General features: G+C 68.0%; 15 protein-coding genes. 5 read left to right on the forward strand and 10 right to left on the reverse strand.

Features of this window, described 5'->3' with window-relative positions; translation table 11 throughout:
• Positions 1-142: 142 nt before the first annotated feature.
• From FZ983_RS19030 to FZ983_RS19060, 7 genes are all read right to left on the reverse strand, one after another.
• Complete coding sequence (locus FZ983_RS19030) at positions 143-871, reverse strand: helix-turn-helix domain-containing protein (RefSeq protein ID WP_149225087.1); 729 nt, start codon at positions 869-871, stop codon at positions 143-145.
• A 156-nt stretch (positions 872-1,027) separates the two neighbouring features.
• Positions 1,028-1,453, reverse strand: a complete 426-nt coding sequence (locus FZ983_RS19035; RefSeq protein WP_149225088.1) for a response regulator — start codon at positions 1,451-1,453, stop codon at positions 1,028-1,030.
• 125 nt (positions 1,454-1,578) lie between these two features.
• Positions 1,579-2,283 carry a response regulator gene (locus tag FZ983_RS19040; protein ID WP_149225089.1) on the reverse strand — a complete coding sequence of 235 codons (705 nt, stop codon included), beginning with the start codon at positions 2,281-2,283 and terminating at the stop codon, positions 1,579-1,581.
• Positions 2,273-3,847, reverse strand: a complete 1,575-nt coding sequence (locus FZ983_RS19045; RefSeq protein ID WP_247883831.1) for a PAS domain-containing sensor histidine kinase — start codon at positions 3,845-3,847, stop codon at positions 2,273-2,275. The genes FZ983_RS19040 and FZ983_RS19045 overlap by 11 nt, the downstream gene beginning before the upstream one ends.
• 73 nt (positions 3,848-3,920) lie before the next feature.
• The gene (locus FZ983_RS19050; protein WP_149225091.1) at positions 3,921-4,997 is read right to left on the reverse strand and encodes a UV damage endonuclease UvsE; all 1,077 of its coding nucleotides are present in this window, start codon (positions 4,995-4,997) and stop codon (positions 3,921-3,923) included.
• Between the two features lie 78 nt (positions 4,998-5,075).
• Positions 5,076-5,753, reverse strand: coding sequence for a hypothetical protein (locus tag FZ983_RS19055; RefSeq protein ID WP_149225092.1), 678 nt, complete (start codon positions 5,751-5,753; stop codon positions 5,076-5,078).
• Positions 5,754-5,765: 12 nt separating this feature from the next.
• Complete coding sequence (locus FZ983_RS19060) at positions 5,766-6,587, reverse strand: helix-turn-helix domain-containing protein (protein WP_149225093.1); 822 nt, start codon at positions 6,585-6,587, stop codon at positions 5,766-5,768.
• A gap of 767 nt (positions 6,588-7,354) precedes the next feature.
• On the opposite strand from FZ983_RS19060, the gene FZ983_RS19065 reads away from it, so the two are divergent.
• From FZ983_RS19065 to fxsT, 5 genes are all read left to right on the forward strand, one after another.
• The gene (locus tag FZ983_RS19065) at positions 7,355-8,545 is read left to right on the forward strand and encodes a plasmid replication protein (protein WP_149225094.1); all 1,191 of its coding nucleotides are present in this window, start codon (positions 7,355-7,357) and stop codon (positions 8,543-8,545) included.
• Between the two features lie 113 nt (positions 8,546-8,658).
• Positions 8,659-9,219: a sugar O-acetyltransferase gene (locus FZ983_RS19070; protein WP_149225095.1), complete on the forward strand. Its 561-nt coding sequence runs from the start codon at positions 8,659-8,661 to the stop codon at positions 9,217-9,219.
• Positions 9,220-9,722: 503 nt separating this feature from the next.
• Positions 9,723-11,099 (forward strand): hypothetical protein, encoded by a 1,377-nt coding sequence (locus FZ983_RS34175; RefSeq protein ID WP_188092403.1) that lies wholly within the window; start codon positions 9,723-9,725, stop codon positions 11,097-11,099.
• 31 nt (positions 11,100-11,130) lie between these two features.
• A complete protein-coding gene (locus FZ983_RS19080; RefSeq protein WP_149225096.1) occupies positions 11,131-12,135 on the forward strand; it encodes a TAXI family TRAP transporter solute-binding subunit in 1,005 nt (334 codons plus the stop codon).
• A gap of 242 nt (positions 12,136-12,377) precedes the next feature.
• A complete protein-coding gene (fxsT, locus tag FZ983_RS19085; protein ID WP_149225097.1) occupies positions 12,378-14,972 on the forward strand; it encodes an FxSxx-COOH system tetratricopeptide repeat protein in 2,595 nt (864 codons plus the stop codon).
• Positions 14,973-15,178: 206 nt separating this feature from the next.
• Here the strand turns inward: fxsT and FZ983_RS19090 are convergent, their stop codons facing one another.
• The 3 genes from FZ983_RS19090 to xylF are packed head-to-tail and all read right to left on the reverse strand — an operon-like array spanning position 15,179 to position 18,341.
• Positions 15,179-15,982, reverse strand: a complete 804-nt coding sequence (locus FZ983_RS19090; protein ID WP_188092404.1) for an ATP-binding cassette domain-containing protein — start codon at positions 15,980-15,982, stop codon at positions 15,179-15,181.
• Positions 15,979-17,301 (reverse strand): sugar ABC transporter permease, encoded by a 1,323-nt coding sequence (locus FZ983_RS19095; protein WP_149225098.1) that lies wholly within the window; start codon positions 17,299-17,301, stop codon positions 15,979-15,981. Before FZ983_RS19095 ends, FZ983_RS19090 begins: the two co-directional genes overlap by 4 nt.
• Positions 17,301-18,341 (reverse strand): D-xylose ABC transporter substrate-binding protein, encoded by a 1,041-nt coding sequence (gene xylF, locus FZ983_RS19100; protein ID WP_149225099.1) that lies wholly within the window; start codon positions 18,339-18,341, stop codon positions 17,301-17,303. The genes FZ983_RS19095 and xylF overlap by 1 nt, the downstream gene beginning before the upstream one ends.
• Between the last annotated feature and the right edge of the window lie 74 nt (positions 18,342-18,415).

Below are 18,415 nucleotides of genomic sequence, written 5' to 3' on the forward strand. Positions count from 1 at the left end.
ACGCCGTCGCGGTGATGTGTGCGGAAAAGCCGTGGGATGTGCCGTTAAGGCGCACCGCTGCAGTCCGGGACGCCCAGAGAACCTTTGGGGCGCCCGGCGCACGGCCGGTTCTTCGAAACTTTTGAAGATCAGGCAGTAAGGATCAGAAGCCGCCGGCGAGGTCGGCCAGGGCGTCGCGGTCCAGCAGTTCCAGCTTGCCGCCGACGAGGATGCGGATCAGGCGGGTCGACTTCAGCTTGGTCAGTGTGCGCGACACGGTCTCGGTGGTCAGGCCCAGATGGTCGGCGATGTCGCTGCGGCCCATCGGCAGGTCGATGGTCTGCTCGCCGCCCTTGCGGTCGCTGAGGCGCAGCAGGAAGGTGGCGACCTTCTCGGCGGCCGACTTGCGGCCCAGCAGCACCATCTGGTCCTGCGCGGCGATCAGCTCCGAGGTGGTCGCCGACAGGAGCTTGCGGGCGAAGGCCGGCTGCGCGTCCATCAGGGCGTCCAGTTCCAGCCGCGGGATGCGCTGGATCGTGGTCGCCGTGACGGTTTCGGCGGTGTAGAGATACTGGGCGGCGAAGGCCAGACCCATCATGTCGCCGGCCTGCAGGAAGCCGATGATCTGGCGCCGGCCGTCGGGCAGCATCTTGTAGAGGCGGACCATGCCGCTCATCACCCGGAACACCGAACCGGCCGCATCGCCTTCGCTGAACACCGTGGTCTCGCGCTCGTAGACCTTGGAGTGGCCCAGGCTGGCGAGCGGATCGGCGGGGTTGCGCGGCTGGATGGCGGCGCCCATGCCGGAGGCGGGGGAAATCGCCAGGGCGGAGACCAGATAACCAGGAACGGCGCGGTTGGCGTGGGCGGCAATGGCGGCGTGCGTGGACATGGTGGCCTCGACCTTTTCGGTGCGGTGCGCTCCGGTTCGTTCCGGGGTGCATCTGATGGCCTGAAGCTATCGATCCGCCGCCGTCCTGTGCAGTTCGGTGATGTACCTAAGGAAGTTTGCGTACGTAAGTGTACCTACGTAGCGGGCCGTATCCGATCAGGCGGCGGCGGCCGGCGACGGCATCAGACCGTTCAGCATGTCGATCAGCTGATCCTCGTCGAACGGCTTCTCCAGCACGGCGACCACACCGGCCTCCTTGGCGCGGGCGAAGGTCGCGGGGTCGCCGCGGCCGGACACCATGATCACCGGCATGCCGTGCAGGTCGCCGCCGTGGCGCTCCAGGAACTCCAGGCCGCTCATCACCGGCATATGCAGGTCGAGAACGAGGCAGCCCTGCGGGTTCCCGTCGTAACGGTCGAGGAATTCCCGGCAGGACGAAAAGTCCCGCACGTCGAAGGAGAAGGCTTCAAGCAGGGCCTTCAGGGAGTCGCGGACCGGCTCATCGTCGTCGACGATGTGGACGATTCCGGCACCCGGTTCCCCGCCCGGCCCGTTGCCCGGCTTGTTGCCCAGGTGATCCATGACGGCCTCCGAACTTCCATGCAGACAAGAACAGCGCCGAGGGTGCGGCGCGTCATGGAAGATAAAAGGCTGCGGAGGGTGCCGATATACGGACCATTGCGTATGCGGCGCTGTTTTGATGCAGATCACCCGCCGCCGGGGACCACGCCCGCGGCGATCGCCATGCGCACCAGGGTCGGCAGGCTGTCGGCCCGCATCTTCTCCATCACGCGGGCGCGGTGGATCTCCACGGTGCGCGGGCTGATCGACAGTTCGAAGGCGATAACCTTGTTCGACTTGCCGGCCACCAGCCAGCGCAGCACATCCATTTCCCGAGGTGTCAGGGCGGCGAGGCGGTCCAGAACCTCCGGCGGCGCCGAGACGGCGGGCGGGGATGCCGACTGTTCCGAGACCACGGCCGGCGGGGCGGCATCTGCGGTCCGGCTTTCCGACGCGCGGGCAAGGGTGAGGGCGGAGCGCACGGCAATGAGCAGCGCCTCCTCCTCGAACGGCTTCTCGACGAAATCGACCGCCCCCGCCTTCATCGCGCGCACGGCGAGCGGGACGTCGCCATGGCCGGTCATCACCACCACCGGCATGGAATGGCCGCCGCGGGTCAGCCGTTCCTGCACGTCCAGGCCGCTCATCTGCGGCATCCGCACATCGACCAACAGGCAGCCGGGGCGCGACGGCGCGCCGGACTCCAGGAAGCCGAGCGGGGTGGAGAAGCTCTCCACCCGGAATCCGGCGCAATCCAGCAGGACTTCCAGGGAATCGCGGATGGCGTCGTCGTCGTCGAGGATGAAGACGGTGAGGTCGGAATCCGCATTGGGCATGGCGTCAGCGGGCATCGCCGGCCTCCAGGACAGCATCCCCACCCGAATCCGATGCGGACAGCGGAACGGTGAAGGCGAAGCTGGCGCCCGATGCCGGGGGTGTCGCCGGAGGCTCCAGCCACAGCCGCCCGCCATGGGCCTCGATGATGGAGCGGCAGATCGACAGGCCCAGCCCCATGCCGCTGCTCTTGGTGGTGACGAAGGGCTGGAACAGCTGGGCGCGCACCGTCTCCGGCACGCCGGGACCGCTGTCGCCGATGGCGACGCGGCGGAAGGCGGGCTCGCCCGGCTCCGCACCGGTGTGGACGGTCAGCACCCGCTGCGCCCCTGCCGGGGTTCCCTGCGCCATCGCCTCGATCGCGTTGCGGACGAGGTTGAGGATCACCTGCTGGACCTGGACCTTGTCGATGAGGACCAGCGGGTCGGCGGCATCGAAGTCGAAGCGCACATGAAGCTCCCGCTCCTTGGCGCCGACGAGGGCGAGCGCGCTCGCCTCCTCCACCACCTTGTTGAGCGGCTCGACGGAGCGGTGGGTCTTGCCCTTTTCGATGAAGCTGCGCAGGTGGCGGATGATCTGGCCAGCGCGGGTGGCCTGGGCGCTCGCCTTGTCGACCATGTCCATCGCCTTGGACACCGTTTCCGGCCGTTCCATCAACCGCTTGGCGGCCTTGGCGTAGTTGATGACGGCGGTCAGCGGCTGGTTCAACTCGTGCGCCAGCGTCGAGGCCATCTGGCCCATGGCGCTGACCCGGCTGACATGCAGCAGTTCCGACTGAAGCTCCTGCAGGCGCCGTTCGGTCGCCTGACGTTCGGTCAGGTCGCGGACGAAGCCGGTGAAGCGGCGCTGGCCGGCCAGCAGCACCTCACCCACCGCCAGTTCCATCGGGAACACCGACCCGTCGCGCCGCAGGCCGGAGACGATGCGGCCGATGCCGATGATGCGGCGCTCCCCCGTCCGCCCGTAGCGCTCCAGATAGCCGTCATGCTGCTCCCGGTAGGGCGAGGGCATCAGCATGCTGATGTTGCGGCCGATCACCTCCGCCGCCGCATAGCCGAACAGCCGTTCGGCCGCCGGGCTGAAGGATTCGATCAGCCCCTTCTCGTCGATGACGATGATCGCTTCCGGCACCGTTTCCAGGATGGAGGTCAGGCGGGCCTCGCGCTCCCGCAGCGCCGCCTCCGCCTGCTTGGCCGCGGTCAGGTCGCGGATGATGCCGATATAGACGGGGGCGCCGTCCTGGCTCGCCTCGCCGATCGACAGATCCATGGGGAAGCAGGAGCCGTCCTTGCGCAGGCCGGTCACCTCGCGCCCGATGCCGATGATGCGGCGTTCGCCGGTGCGGTGGTAGCGCTCCAGATAGCCGTCATGTTCCTCCCGATAGGGGGATGGCATCAGCATCTTGACGTTGCTGCCGATCACCTCGGCGGCGGTCCAGCCGAACAGGCGCTCGCAGGCAGGATTGAAGGTCTTGATCCGGCCCCGGTCGTCGATGATGACGATCCCGTCGGGCACGGTGTCCAGCATCGCCTGCAGCTGCGAAAGCGCGTCCAGGTTTTCATCCCGGATGTCGTCGGCCACGTCCAAACCCTCACGTGAAATCAGTCGGCTGTCATTCGTCTCCGCCAACAGAGTAGTTGAGTGCAACCGTCGGTCAAGGCTGCAGATCGGGCGAGGAGACCACTGCCCCGCTGCCGAGGGCGTCCAGCTCCAGATCGTCAACCGCGAGGTTCTTGGCCTTGGCCTCCACCTCGAAATCGGCCCAGGAGAGGTGGTCCGCCACCAGCCGGTTCACGGCGCGGTTCCACATGCGCTGGGAATGGGCGCGCAGATCCTTCGTGGTCAGCCCGCGCGCCGCCAGCGCCGCATAGTCCGGCAGGCTGTCGGCCGGCCAGTCCGCCAGCAGATCCTCGCGCGACACGCTGATGTGGGCGACCGGGCGCACCCCGCGCCACGAGCCGATCACGGCGGCGATGCGCGGATCGTCGGGACGCAGATACTCCCCTTGCGTGCGGACCCAGTGATGGTGGAGGTCGAGCACGATCGGCACGGCGCCGGCCAGCGGCAGCAGGTCGTCCAGGCCGAAGGACATCTCGTCGTTCTCGACGGTCAGCAGGTTGCGCGCATCCTCCGACAGCAGGGCGAGACCGCGGCGGAAGCCGGCGATCCCCTCCCCGCGCCCGCCGCCATGGATGTTGACGTGGGCGCCCCGCGGGTGCCAGCCGCCGGCCAGCCCCATCATCCGCAGGATGTCGGCATGGTATTCCAGCTCCGCCACCGAATTGTCGAGGGTGGACGGGTTGGCGCTGTTCAGCACGCAATACTGGTCCGGATGCAGCCCGATGCGGATCCCCGCCTCCATCGCCTTGCGGCCGGCATGCTCCAGCCCGCTCCGCACAAGCGCCTGGATGCCGGGCTGGCGGTAGAGCGGCCGTCCGATCTCGTGCGTGTAGGCCGGCAGCAGCCCGCTGTTGACGCGCAGCAGGCGGCGGTAGGCCGGATGCCGCGCGACCTCGTCCAGCTGCAGATGCAGGGCCAGCAGGTTGCGGCGCAGCACCTCGGTCAGTTTTTCCTCGGCGCGGGCGGGGCCCAGCTTGCTCAGCGTCGCGATGGTGACGGTGCCGGGATTCATGCGCTTGGCAAGTCCGGCGTCGCCATCGGGCGGGATATACTGGCAGCACCAGCCGAAGCGGGGGGCGGAGGGGGACGGGATATGAGCGCTGTCGGGCATCGGTCGGCACTGTGAAGCGGACGGGTCCCTTGATATGGACCGCCGGCAACCACCGTCCACCGTATGGACGCAACGGAGTCACCCCATCCCGCCCATCCGGCGCAGCGCCCCGGTCGCGACCGCCTGCAGGCCGGTGCCGCGAGAATCGCGCGGGGCGGCTACGGCGAGCGCGCCCAGCCGGTCGGCCAGCGCCCGTTCGGGTGCGCACAGTTCCTCGCACAGAGCCCGCATCTCGGCGATGGACGGACGCCATTTCCGGCTGCGGCGCCAACTGCGGGCTGCGGCATCGATGACCCAGGCCGGGTATTCGCCCAAATCCTCGGCCCAGTCGAGCGCCATCATCCGTTCCACTTCGGGCGACAGCCCCTTGGCGGGGAAATGGCTGAGCAGCGTCAGCACGCGGCCGAGCAGATGGTCACTGTCGGCCGGGGCCAGCACCGTGACGTACAGCTCCTCAAGGCTTTGGCGGGCGAGCGCGGCCTCGGCGGCGGTGACGCCGTCCGGCGGCGACCACAACTCGATCATGCCGTCGAAGCCGTCGTCGCCGAAGCGCGGGCGGCGGTCGGTCCGGCCCTGGGCCAGAAGCCGCTGGAGCGGCGGCGGCAGTGCGGCGTTCAGGCGGACCTGCCGAAGAGGCGCCGGCAGTGCCGGGTCGAAGGCCGCCGCCGGCGACGATGGGGACGCGGAGGATGGGGAGCGCGGCAGGGCGGTGATGGTGGCGCTTCGCTTGGGGCCGCTTTTATTGGGTGCGGTCATCGGTCTCCCCTTTTACGACCAGGAGGGGGTGGTTGCGCGCTGGCGCAGTTCCGCGGCGGCGGCGGCCCAGGCGCCCAACCGCTGTTCGGCGGCGGCGGACGGACGGGTGGTTGGGGCGATCACTGTCGCAGACGGGCGGTTGCGGACGACCGGGGCCTTGCCCGCCGCGGCATCCTGCGCCAGCCAGGCCCGCCAGGCGGAGGAGACATCGCGGTAGCGGTAGCCGTGGGCCCGGCAGCGCAGGATGAACCCCTCGACATGGCGGCCGAGGTCGATTTCCGCGTGACGGACCTTGGCCCATGCGAGGTCGTCGGCGGTCGGCATCCAGTCCTCCGGAACCGTCTGCGCCCGGCCGTGCCCGCCCGAAGCGAGCGAGTCTGGAATCTGTTTGGAATGGACCTGTTCCTGACTCGCCGGCGGACAGGGGCTGTGCATGTCCGAGTCATCCCTGTCGGCAGGCTGGACAGGGCGGGCGGAGACGGACTCCCGGTCGGAGTCTCCGGCGTTATCAAGTGGGGTGAAGCGCAGGCGGTAGAGGCAGGACAGGCGGGCGCCGTCGCGGCCGCGACGGTGCTCGACCCCGACCAGCCCGATGTCGCTCAGGCCCTGGATGATGCGGTTGATGGTGGGGCGCGAGCGCTTCAGCTTGGCGGCCAGCGTCGATTGCGACGGCCAGCACAGGCCGTCCTCGTCGGCGAAGGTGGCGAGCGCCGCGAGGACGGCGAAGCCGTCGGCGTCCAGGCCGGGATGATCCAGCCACCAGGCGGGAATCCGTCCCCACCGTCTGGTATCGGGGGGATTTGCCGCTGATGCGGACGGCGTCGGTGTGGGCATGGGGAAAACTCCGCGAGGCTTGGGGCCGGCATGGATGGGGCCGGCGAACTTGGGCGAAGGATTCCGCCGGCAGCGGCATCCGTCGAATCGCGGGCAAAAGGGACCGATCCGGTTGTGTCCCCTTCGCCCGCGGTTGTGTCCCATCGGCCCGCGCCTGTGTCGTCCTTGGTCGCGGATGTGTCCCCTTTGGTCGCGCTTGGCTTGCGAATCGGATTCGATCCCGTTTGCCCGCGGTTTCGCGGAGACCGGCGCCCTCCGTTCCGCCGCGGGCTATCCCGGTTGCCCGCGGTTTGAGGCCATGGTCTGCGGTCCGGCCCGCGGACTGTTGCCGCGGAGGAAGGCAGCCGGCCAGCCTCGCCGGCCGGATCTGTCCCATTTGCCCGCGTTTCGCGGTTCGGCCGGCCGCATCACGGGATTTGCTGTGTCCCCAATGCTCGCGTTTGGGAGTCCTCCGGCGCCGGGGCTGTCCCATTTGCTCGCGCTTCGTGGTCCCATGGAGGGAAGCCGCAGCCCCGAGTCTCTGTCCCATTTGCTCGCGTTTCGCCGAACGGCCGCGCGATTCGCACGGATCCGGTCTGCCCGACGCCCGCGAAGCGGCGCCAATCGGCGGCCTGCGACCGAAGCGCGGGCAAACGGGATACAGGCGCGGGCATTTCCTACACAAACGCGGGCAAACGGGACACAGGTCTGCGGGCGGACTCCGCCCTGCCGGTTGCCTCCCTTCGACGGCACCTCCTATCGTGGCCTTTGGCGAGGAGGGATGAGCCATGAGCAAGGCGAACGCGGTCCAACTGACTCTGTTCGAGATGGAGGACCGCAGTCAGTCCCATATGATCGCGCTTTACGACACGGCGCCGCGATTCGTCTTCGTGTCCAAAGGCCGGGGGACGGAGCCGGAGTTGCCGGCCGCCAACGCGTTCGTCCAGTCGGTCCACAAGGAGTTTCCCTTCAAGGACGCCCTGTTCACGCTGACCCTGCAGCCCGCCCGCATCTACCGCCCGGCCAAACCCGGCCCCGGCGAGGATCCGGCCGACAAGCGCATGGTCGAGTATGAGGTGTTCCCGTCGGAGCGCGAGCAGATCGTCGAGCAGGTGGTCCGCCGCCTCGCCATGGACCGCTCGCGGCTGTCGCTGATGGGCGACAAGCAGGACCGGGTGCGTGTCCATTTCTCGCTCTATGAAATCCGGCGGGAGCTGCGCGCGGTCAACCGCACCATGGACACGGCGGAAATCCGCGAGGCGCTGGAGATCCTGGCCCGTACCCGCATGATCATCAGCAAGGTGCCGGAGAGCGGCCGCAAGTCGGCGCGGCCCGTCCTGGAATCCTCGGTCTTCCCGACGCTCTACATCCGCCCGCGCACCGGCGAGGGCGGCGAGGAGGACGAGAACGACACCTATCTGGAGTTCAACGCGCTGGTCGCCTCGGCCATCCGCAACCTGGAATTCAAGCCGATCTCCTACCAGTGGATCATGCGGCTGAAGAGCCCGGTGGCGCGCTGGCTCTACAACCGGCTGTCGATCGAATATGGCGACCTCGATCTGGCCCGCCTGCCCGACGGGGTGCACAGCGTGCCGCCGATGATCCTGTCGGCCGACGACATCATCAACAACAGCGGCATGAACGAGTGGAGCCGGCGGCGCGACACGCTGCGCACCGTGACCTCCGCCGTCGATTCCCTGGTCGAGGAGGGCATCCTCGACAGGGTGGAAAAGACGGTGTCGAAGGACGGGCGGCGCATCAACGACATCGAATACATCATGATGCCGAGCCAGAAATTCCTGGATCAGGTCCGCCGCGGCAACGACGTGCAGGAGGCGAACGCCGCCACCTACCGCGCCATCGCCGGCAGCGACGAGCGCCCGAAGGAGTTCCTGCCCATCACCCCCGGCCAGAGCGTCGAGGTCCGCCGCCGCCGCGGCAATCTGCTGGGCGCCCGCTCCGGCCAAGGCGAAGGCTGACCCATCCTCACGCGTCGGCGCATCGCTTTTCGACATCTGCTCTAATCGGGCGCCCATGGCGGACAACTGTCGGACATTGCCGCCGGACGAGCGAATGATGCGGAGGATGAGCGATGCGGACGTCCGAGGGACGCAGCGAAAAGGAAAAGATGCTGGCCGGCGATCTCTATGACGCCTCGGCCCCGGAGATCCAGGCCGACCAAGCCGCCGCCAAGGAGTGGATGGTCCGCTACAATGCCGCACTCGCGCTGCCGCCCGGCGAAAGGCGCAAACTTCTGCTGGAGCGCTTCGCCGCGGTGGGCGAAGGGGCGGTCATCCGCCCGCCCTTCCATTGCGACTATGGCTACAACATCAACCTCGGCGCCGGGGTCTTTCTCAACTTCAACTGCGTCATCCTGGACGTCGTCGCGGTGAGCATCGGCGACAAGACGCAGATCGGGCCGGGAGTCCAGATCCTGACCGCCGACCATCCGCGCGACTTCGCCGCGAGGGAAGCCGGGCTGGAGTTCGGGCGGCCCATCCATATCGGCCGCAATGTCTGGATCGGCGGCGGCGCGCTGATCCTGCCCGGCGTCACCATCGGCGACGATGCCATCGTCGGCGCCGGCAGCGTGGTGACGCGCGACGTTCCGGCCGGCGCGACGGTGATGGGAAACCCGGCGCGGATCCGGTGATCCGTTTCCTCGCGGGCGGGGTGTCGCCGGACCGGTGGCGGCACCCCGTTCCGGCGGAGGGTCCAGCCGCCGGTGCCGGTGCTTCTCCATCCGATTCATATCCAAATATTACGAAGTAATCCTCCCTTTGCCGTAAAGCGGAAAATGACCTCTACGGGATGGTTGTTTTTCTTCTGTCACATCATAGAATAAAACGATCGTGGCCGGTCGTTCAGATAATAAATAATTCGAAACAACTCGCGGCGGAAATCAACGCCGCATGTCTTTCAAAAGTCCCGAAATGCACCCTGTCGTCAAGGCGGGTCCAAGGGGATTTTGCCAGGGAGGATGCCGCCATGCGAGAAACGCAGTCCGGTTCACTGCGCCGTTTTCTGCATCGTGCCTATGTTCTCCGACACGGAGGCAGATGGGAAAGCGCACGCTCTTTACTTCCCATCACAGGCGGCGTCCGGCCTTGTTTTGCCGTACTGGGTGTTCTTGCGCTTCCCCTTCAACCGGCCGATGTGTCCGCGCGGCTCAATTCCGATGCCTTCGGAACCGGCTGCTGCCTCGTGTGGACCGGCGCGGCGGAGGGGCCGGCGGACAACACGCTGGAATCCTGGCTCGGCACGCGGGAGAAGGCACCTGCCCCCATGCCGCAGGCGGAGGCGACCCCCACCCGGACGACGGTGATCCAGAAGGGAAACGAGGCGGAGACGGATTGGCGGCTGATCCCCTTCATAGCCGCACAGGCATCCGGCGGAATTCCGGGACAGCCGACCCTGCTGTCCATCGCCGTCACCTCGCCCTATGGGCAGCCGAACCCGCAGCATGAGGCGATCACCTATGTGCTGATCGACGATCTGCCACCGGGGACCACCCTGTCGAGCGGCGACAAGATCGCCGACGACACGTGGCGGGTGCGGTTGGAGGAGCTGCCCGGTCTCACCATGACTCTGCCGCCCGAGACGGCGGGCAGTGTGACGCTGCACCTCACCGCGGTGACCGATCACGGCGGCGGCGTGATCGCCAAGCAGGCCCGGGATCTGACGATACCCATCCTGCCGACGGTCACCGAGACCGCCGCGGCCGACAGCGCCGCCACGCCGGAACCGGGCGGCACCCCGCCACCCGCCCAGGGCGGCTCGTCGCAGAGCATCGAGACCGCAGCGCTTGCCGACAGGACGGAACCGGATTCGGCGGCATCCGGACAGTCGGGCCCGCAGGCCATGCCGGAGCCGACGGAAGGCGAGGCCAACGCGCCCGCGCCAGACCCCGTGCCTGGACCGGTCGCCGATGCGCCACTTGAACCGCCACCGGAACAGACGGTCGAGGCGGCAATCGAACCGACATCGGCACCTTCACCGGAAGTGACCGCCGAACCGCCGGTCGTTGCCGCCACCCCGCCGCCCGCCGATGCGCCGGTGGCCGTTCAGCCGGCCGCGGCTTCCCCGTCCTCGCCCCCTGCCCCGCCGGAGCCGGCGGTCATCGCCCCCCTCACCACGGTCGCCGTGGCGGCCCTTCCGCCGGCTGCCGCCCCGCCGCCGGCCCCGGAGCGGGCGCAGCCGCGGGAGGCGGCGGTGCAGCGCCCGGCGCGGCTTCCGTCCGCCGTTGCCGAGACGACGCTGATGAAGAGGGGCGACGACCTGTTCGCGCAGGGCGATCTGGCGGGGGCGCGGCTCTATTACGAGATGGTCGCCGAGACCGGCAATGCGGCGGCGGCCCTGGCGCTCGGCCGGACGCACGATCCGCTGATCCACGAACGGCTGCGCGTCCGCGGGCTTCCGCCCGATCCCGAACAAGCCGCCGCCTGGTATCGACGGGCGGTCGCCGCCGGCAGCGGCGACGCGGAACAGCAACTGCAAAAGCTGACAGTCTGGCTCGCCGGCAAATCCAGGTAGCAAGATTTCGGGAACCAGGGAGGGAGCCAACATGAAGGCATCGATTGTCCGCGTTCTTCTTTTGGGAGCCTGCCTGTTCGCGGGCGCCGTTTCTCCGGCATATGCTGCCGATCCGCGCGGCGTCAGTGCCAATGGCGGGACCGTCGGGATCGTCTCGGGCGGGGTCGAGGGGACCTATGTGCGCATCGCCGCCGATCTGGCCGCGGTGCTCGACGACGGAGACGCATTGCGCGTCCTGCCGATGCTGGGCAAGGGGTCGGTCCAGAACCTGAAGGACATCGTTCTGCTGAAGGGGATCGACGTCGGCATCGTGCAGTCCGACGTGCTGGCCTATGCCAAGCGGGAACGGCTTCTGCCCAACCTGGACCGGCGCGTCAAATTCATCACCAAGCTCTACAACGAGGAAATGCACATCCTGGCAGCGCCCGACGTGACGCGCATCGAGGATCTCGCCGGGCGCAAGGTGAACTTCGACGTGCAGGGAAGCGGCACGCACATGACGGCGTCGCTGGTCTTCGGCATGCTGGGCATCAAGGTGGAGCCGCAGGGCAACGACCAGTCCCTGGCGCTGGAGAAGCTGCGGCGGGGCGAGATCGCGGCCATGGCCTATGTCGCCGGCAAGCCGACCCGCCTGTTCCGCGACCTAAAGGCGGGCGACGGCCTGCATTTCCTGTCGATCCCGATGAGCGCTTCCCTGCTCGACACCTATCTGCCCTCGCGCCTGACCAGTGCGGATTATGAAGGGCTCATCAAGCCCGGCGAACAGGTCGACACCGTCGCCGTCGGCGCAGTCATGGCCGTCTATGGCTGGGAACGCGACCTGGAGCGGCACCGCAAGGTCGCCCGCTTCGTCGATGCCTTCTTCGGCAGGTTCGACGAGTTCCTGAAGCCGCCGCGTCATCCGAAATGGAAGGAGGTCAATCTGGCCGCCGACGTGCCCGGCTGGACCCGCTTCGAGCCCGCCGAGCGGTGGCTTCGCCAGGGAACGGCCGGGAATGAGCCGCAACCCGCCGCCCAATCCGCCGCCGCCAATTAGGAGGAGTTCCGCACCTTCGTCGAACAGCGCGGCGTCCAGCCCCAGCAGGCGAACTCGCCGCAATAGGCGGGTTCAGGACGGGATCGCGGGATGCGGGGGGATTGCCCAACACACGGCACGGGCCTATGGACGGCCGGCGGATACCCTCCCGACGAGCGAAGCCGGTCCCGTGTCGGGCTTCCCCGCGGCCTTAGCCTGTACTACTCTGTTACAGAGAAAAGGCGGACCGGATTTCCCCTATCATGAACGATCTGTTTGTCAGCTACCCGCATGCGGACGCGGAGATGGCGCGCCCTCTGGTCGAAGAGTTGAAGCGCCTCGGCCTTTCGGTGTGGTTCGACGAGCGGGAGATCGGCGACACGGATGCCATCACCCGGTCCATCGTCGACGGGTTGGGGCAGGCGCGCATGCTGGTGGCTTGGTACTCCCCGGCCTACGCACGCTCCCGCCCCTGCCAGTGGGAGCTGACGGCCGCCTACCTCGCCGCTCAGCATGAGGGTGGCGATCTGGCGCGCCGCATCCTTGTCGTCAACCCGGAATTGGGTGCCGACCACATCCAGCCCGTCGAACTGCGGGACCGCCGGTATCTGGAGGGGACCGCCGATCCAGCCGATCTGGCCCGGCGCATCGCCCGGCGCCTGGACCGCGCGGCGACCTGGATCGGCGACATCCGCCCCTTGCAGGCGCCACCCTGGCTGGCGAGCAAGCGGCGCATCGGTTCCAACCGCTTCGTCGGCCGTGTGCCGGACCTCTGGAGCGTCCATGACGGGCTGACCGCCGCTGCCGTCACCGTCATCACCGGCGCGCGGCCCGGCGGCGACCTTGTGCAGGTCCAGGGCATGGGCGGCATCGGCAAGTCGATGCTGGCCGAGGAATATGCGCTGCGCTTCGGCGCCGCCTATCCCGGCGGCATCGTCTGGCTTTCGGCCTCGCGCACCGGCACGGTGGCCCCGGACGGGCGCGAGGCGGAGGCGGAAGGCAGCGCCGGCCGTCACCTGTTCGATCTGGCCCTGCGCTTCGGCCTGCCCGTGCAGGGGATGGAGCCGTCCGCCGTCGCGGCGCAGGTCGGCCGCCATCTGGAAGCGCTGGGCAAGCCGTATCTGTGGATCGTCGACGATCTGCCGAGCGACGCCAACGCCGCCGTGCTGGCCCACTGGACGGCGCCCAGCACCAACGGCCGCACCCTGATCACCACGCGCGGCACCCGGCTGGACGGCTGCGGGACGATCCACCGGCTGGACGTGCTGACGCCGGAGGACGCTTTCCGCCTGCTCACCAGCCGCCAGCCGCCGCGTGACGAGGCGGAGCGTGCGATGGCCGCGGAGATCGTGGCCGAACTGGGCCGCCACGCCCTGGCCGTGGATGTCGCCGGCGCCGCCCTGCGCGCCATGAGCTATGCCGAATTTTTGAAAGAGCTGCGCAATCCCAGCGCCGACGCGCTGGTCCTGATGGAGGAACTGGCGGGCGAGCTTCCGAACGGCCACCATCCCGGCATAGCCGTCACCCTGCTGCAAAGCATCGGCCGCCTCCGGCCGGAGGGCGTGCTGGTGCTGCAACTCGCCTCCCTCCTGGCGTCCGACCCGATCCCGACGAAGTACATCGAGGCTGTCCTGGCAAAGCATGCGGGCGACAAGGCCGCCGGTCGCCGGATCGCCCTGCTGGGGATCCAGGCTGCCGAAGCGGAAGCGCTGGTGGACCGCCTTGGTCCAGAGGAGGTGACGGTCCACATCCTGACCACCCGCACGATGCGCCGCCACGCTGCCGCTCCCGAAGATTTGCGGGCGGCGGCGGTGAGGGTGATGAACCGGGTGATGCCTGGGGCGGTCGATATTCGCAAGCATGCCGCGCTTGAACCGCTGATCGGACATGTCCGTGTGTTGACCGAGTCTGTGGACGATAAGGAAACCGCCTTACTTCTGGGCTGGCTGGGCTGGTACGAGAGTGAGCGTGGAGCTTACGGCCCGGCAAACGCCGTTCGGCGGAGGGGGCTTGACGCCGTGCGCCATTTATATGGCGAGGAGCACCCGAACACCTTGACCTGCATGGACAATTTCGCTTCGACTCTCTGGAAGCAAGGTGATCTCGCCGGGGCGCGGAGGCTTCAGGAACAGGTTTTGGAAGTCAGCCGCCGCGTGCTCGGCGAGGAGCACCCGGACACCTTGACCTCCATGAACAATCTCGCTTCGACCTTGAGGGACCAAGGCGATCTCGCCGGGGCGCGGGAGCTTCAGGAACAGGTTCTGGCAGTCCGCCGCCGCGTGCTCGGCGAAGAGCATCCGGACATCTTGATCTCCATGAGCAATCTCGCTTCGACCTTCTGGAGCCAAGGCGATCTCGCCGGGGCGCGGGTATTGGATGAACAGGCTTTGGCAGTCAGCCGTCGCGTGCTCGGCGAGGAGCACCCGGACACCTTGAACTCCATGAACAATCTCGCTGAGACCTTGAGGAGCCAAGGCGATCTCGCCGGGGCGCGGGAGCTTCAGGAACAGGTTTTGGCAGTCCGCCGCCGCGTGCTCGGCGAGGAGCATCCCAGCACCTTGATCTCCATGAACAATCTCGCTGAGACCTTGAGGAGCCAAGGCGATCTCGCCGGGGCGCGGGAGCTTCAGGAACAGGTTTTGGCAGTCCGCCGCCGCGTGCTCGGCGAGGAGCATCCCAGCACCTTGACCTCCATGAACAACCTTGCCAGGCTTCTTTTGAAGCAAGAGAATTCTGCTGAAGCGAGGGCGTTGTTTGAGCGGGCCCTTCCGGTCGCCCAACGCAAGCTTGGCAATGATCACCCGATCACCCAGGCTCACCAAAATGGCCTCGACTTTGTCACCTCCCTCCCCCGCTGACCCATAGGCGGTCACCTATAGGGCTTTGCCCATTTCCGAATGGACAGGCGCCTCTTTCGGCGTCATCGCCGCGAAGGCGGGGAGCCAGGACACTCCGCGATGACGGCCGAATAAATGCACTATTGTCAAAGGCTTGAAGACACTCGACCGGCGTCGCGCGCGGGCACCGGGGTGCCGCCACGCCGTTGCCGGCCGGAGGTCGTCGCTCAACCCGCCGCCCCTGGACCGGGAACCGCACCTGGCGGGCATTTGCCGAGGATGATCATGCCCAGCACCTCGTCCTTCGTCACGTCGGCGACGCGGGCGGTGCCGACCAGCTTGCCGTTCTTCATCACATGGATGCGGTCGGCAAGGTCGAACACGTCGTGGATGTCGTGGGAGATCAGGAAGATGCCGATGCCCTCCTGCTTCAGCTGCTTCACCAGCTCGCCCACCTGCTGGGTTTCGGCGGGGCCGAGCGCAGCGGTCGGTTCGTCCATGATCAGGACGCGGGCGTCGAAATGGATGGCGCGGGCGATGGCGACCGACTGGCGCTGACCACCGGACAGAGCCTTGACCGGTTCCTTGAAGCGGCGGAAATGCGGGTTCAGGCGGCCCATCACCTTGCGCGCCTCCGCCTCCATCGCGTGGTCGTCCAGCGTGCCCCAGGGGGTCAGCTTTTCCCGGCCGAGGAAGATGTTGGCGGCGGCGTCGACATTGTCGGCCAGGGCGAGGGTCTGATAGATTGTCTCGATGCCGCAGCGCTTGGCGTCGCGCGGGCTCGTGATGTGGACAGGCTCGCCGTTCACCCGGATCTCGCCATGGTCGGCGGCATAGGCGCCGGACAGGATCTTGATCAGCGTCGATTTGCCGGCCCCGTTGTGGCCGAGCAGCCCGACCACCTCGCCGGGGTAAAGGTCGATGCTGACGCCGTCCACCGCCTTGATGCCGCCGAAGGCGATGGAAACGTCGCGCATCTCGACCAGCGGGCGGGTTGCCGTCAGCGGTTCCGACGTGGCGAGAGCGGTCATTTCAACCCCTTGCGATAGAGCGTGTCGATGTAGACCGCGGCGACCAGGACGATGCCGACGACGATGTTCTGCATCGGCGCGTCCACCCCCAGCAGAACCATGCCGGACTGCAGCGACTGCATCACCAGCGCACCAAGCATCGCGCCCAGGATGGTGCCGACGCCGCCGGCCATCGACGTGCCGCCGATGATCGCCGCGGCGATGACGTACAGCTCGTCCAGCGTGCCGTTGGCGTTGGTGGCGGCGTTCAGCCGGGCAGTGGCGATGCAGGCGGATAGGCCGCACAGCGCTCCCATCAGCCCGAACACCATCACCAGCACGCGTTTCGTGTTGATGCCCGAAAGCTCCGCCGCCTCCGGGTTGCCGCCGATGGCGAAGACGTAGCGGCCGAAGCGGGTGCGCCGCGACAGGAAGGTCACGCCCACCCCCACCGCCAGCGCGATCAGCACCGGTATGGCGAAGCCGTGGGCCACGAAGGGAAGTCCGCCGTCGGTGGTCAGCCCTTGCGCCTCCATCATCCGGCGCACGACCGGGATGGGAAGTGGATAGGCGTTCACCACCAGCACCGCGCCGACGATGGCGGCGGCGACCAGCAGGATCACCACCCCTTCCGCCCACAAGGGCCGGACGGGAAAGCCGAAGCCGGCCCGCCGCCGTCGCGTCACGAGGATGGCCGCGACCGACAGCAGGATGGCGGCGATGCCGACCGCCCAGCTCGGGCCGGCGCCGATGGCGCCCTCGAACCCGCCGCCCAGCCGCTTGAACAGGCCGTCCATCGGCGCCACCGTCTGGCCGGTCGTTACCCACCAGGCGGCACCGCGCCAGACCAGCAGTCCGCCCAACGTGACGATGAAGGACGAGACGCCGAGATAGGCGATGACGGCGCCCTGCAGCGCTCCCACCGCTCCGCCGACGGCGACCGCCGCCATCACCGCCACCACCCAGGTCAGCGGATGGTCGAAGCCCCAGATCTCCGGCAGGATGCGGGCCTGGAGCACGCCCACCACCATGCCGGTGAAGCCCAGGATGGAGCCCACCGACAGGTCGATGTTGCGGGTGACGATGACCAGCACCATGCCGGTCGCCATCACCGCGATGGACGCGGTCTGCACCGACAGGTTCCACAGGTTGCGCGGGGTCAGGAAGGCGCCGCCAGTCAGGATGTCGAAGCCGATCCAGACGACGGCCAGCGCCCCGATCATCCCGACCATGCGGGTGTCCAGCTCCAGCGCGCGCAGGGCGTCGCCGATGCCGGCCCGCCGTCCGGCCGGCGCATCCGGAGAAGACGCCGGGGACAGGGTGGTGGACGGCTCGGCCATCAGTTGCAGACCTTGACGCTGCCGGGCTTGACGCCCTGGCAGACCACGTCCTTGGTCACCCAGCCGGCATCGACCACGAGAGCGAGGTTGTCCTTGGTGATGGCGACCGGGGTCAGGAACAGGGAGGTCATCTTCTGTTTCTTCGGCCCGCCGTCGAAGGTCGTGGCGCCAGCGATGTCGGTCATCTTCTTGCCGCCGGCGAGATCCATGGCGATCTCGGCGGCGCGGCGGCCAAGCTCGCGTGCGTCCTTCCACACCGACACCGTCTGGGTGCCGAGTGCGATGCGGTTCAGCGCCGCCTTGTCCCCGTCCTGGCCCGACACCGGCACGGTCCCGGCCAAGCCCTGCGCCGCCAGCGCCGCAACGGCGCCGCCCGCCGTGCCGTCGTTGGAAGCGACCACGGCATCGACCTTGTTGCCGGTCTTGGTCAGGATCTGCTCCATGTTCTGCTGGGCGATGGCCGGGAGCCACTTGTCGGTGTAGGCCTCGCCGACATTCTTCACGTCGCCGCGGTCGATGGCGGCCTTCAGCACCTCCATCTGGCCGGCGAACAGGAAGTCGGCGTTGGGATCGGTGGAACTGCCCTTGATGAAGGCGTAGTTGCCCTTGGGCTTCAGCGCGAAGACGCTGCGCGCCTGCAGCCGGCCGACCTCCTTGTTGTCGAAGGTGATGTAGAAGGCCGACGGGATTTCGATCAGCCGGTCATAGCCGACGACCGGGATGCCTTCCGCCGTCGCCTTCTCCACCGCCGGGCGGATGGCGTCGCCGTCCTGCGCCAGGATGATCAGCGCCTGGGCGCCGCGGGAGATCAGCGATTCGATGTCCGACAACTGCTTGGCCGGCGAGGACTGGGCGTCGGCCGACAGGTATTTGCCGCCGGCCTTCTCGATCACCGCCTTGATCGCCGCCTCGTCGGTCTTCCAGCGCTCTTCCTGGAAGTTGGACCAGGACACGCCGACGGTGGTGCCGGCGGCGAGCGCGGTGGTCGAGGTCAGGGTCATGAACAGACCGGCTGCTGCTGCGGTAAGGCGGTGCTTCATCGTGTTTCCTCCCTGTGTGGCCGCATCGGGGCGGCCTTGTTGATCGACGTGAAGTCTCCGATTTCCCCCTCTCC

Source organism: Azospirillum sp. B21, from assembly GCF_008364825.1.
GTDB lineage: Bacteria > Pseudomonadota > Alphaproteobacteria > Azospirillales > Azospirillaceae > Azospirillum.

What these genes read in the sequence shown, in the direction of transcription:
- FZ983_RS19090 (WP_188092404.1), bottom strand. Translation starts at nt 15,982, where the DNA reads ATGACCGCTCTCGCCACGTCGGAACCGCTGACGGCAACCCGCCCGCTG.
- FZ983_RS19060 (WP_149225093.1), bottom strand. Translation starts at nt 6,587, where the DNA reads ATGCCCACACCGACGCCGTCCGCATCAGCGGCAAATCCCCCCGATACC.
- FZ983_RS19055 (WP_149225092.1), bottom strand. Translation starts at nt 5,753, where the DNA reads ATGACCGCACCCAATAAAAGCGGCCCCAAGCGAAGCGCCACCATCACC.
- FZ983_RS19080 (WP_149225096.1), top strand. Translation starts at nt 11,131, where the DNA reads ATGAAGGCATCGATTGTCCGCGTTCTTCTTTTGGGAGCCTGCCTGTTC.
- FZ983_RS19095 (WP_149225098.1), bottom strand. Translation starts at nt 17,301, where the DNA reads ATGGCCGAGCCGTCCACCACCCTGTCCCCGGCGTCTTCTCCGGATGCG.
- FZ983_RS19035 (WP_149225088.1), bottom strand. Translation starts at nt 1,453, where the DNA reads ATGGATCACCTGGGCAACAAGCCGGGCAACGGGCCGGGCGGGGAACCG.
- FZ983_RS19070 (WP_149225095.1), top strand. Translation starts at nt 8,659, where the DNA reads ATGCGGACGTCCGAGGGACGCAGCGAAAAGGAAAAGATGCTGGCCGGC.
- FZ983_RS19050 (WP_149225091.1), bottom strand. Translation starts at nt 4,997, where the DNA reads ATGCCCGACAGCGCTCATATCCCGTCCCCCTCCGCCCCCCGCTTCGGC.
- fxsT (WP_149225097.1), top strand. Translation starts at nt 12,378, where the DNA reads ATGAACGATCTGTTTGTCAGCTACCCGCATGCGGACGCGGAGATGGCG.
- FZ983_RS19030 (WP_149225087.1), bottom strand. Translation starts at nt 871, where the DNA reads ATGTCCACGCACGCCGCCATTGCCGCCCACGCCAACCGCGCCGTTCCT.
- xylF (WP_149225099.1), bottom strand. Translation starts at nt 18,341, where the DNA reads ATGAAGCACCGCCTTACCGCAGCAGCAGCCGGTCTGTTCATGACCCTG.
- FZ983_RS19040 (WP_149225089.1), bottom strand. Translation starts at nt 2,283, where the DNA reads ATGCCCGCTGACGCCATGCCCAATGCGGATTCCGACCTCACCGTCTTC.
- FZ983_RS19065 (WP_149225094.1), top strand. Translation starts at nt 7,355, where the DNA reads ATGAGCAAGGCGAACGCGGTCCAACTGACTCTGTTCGAGATGGAGGAC.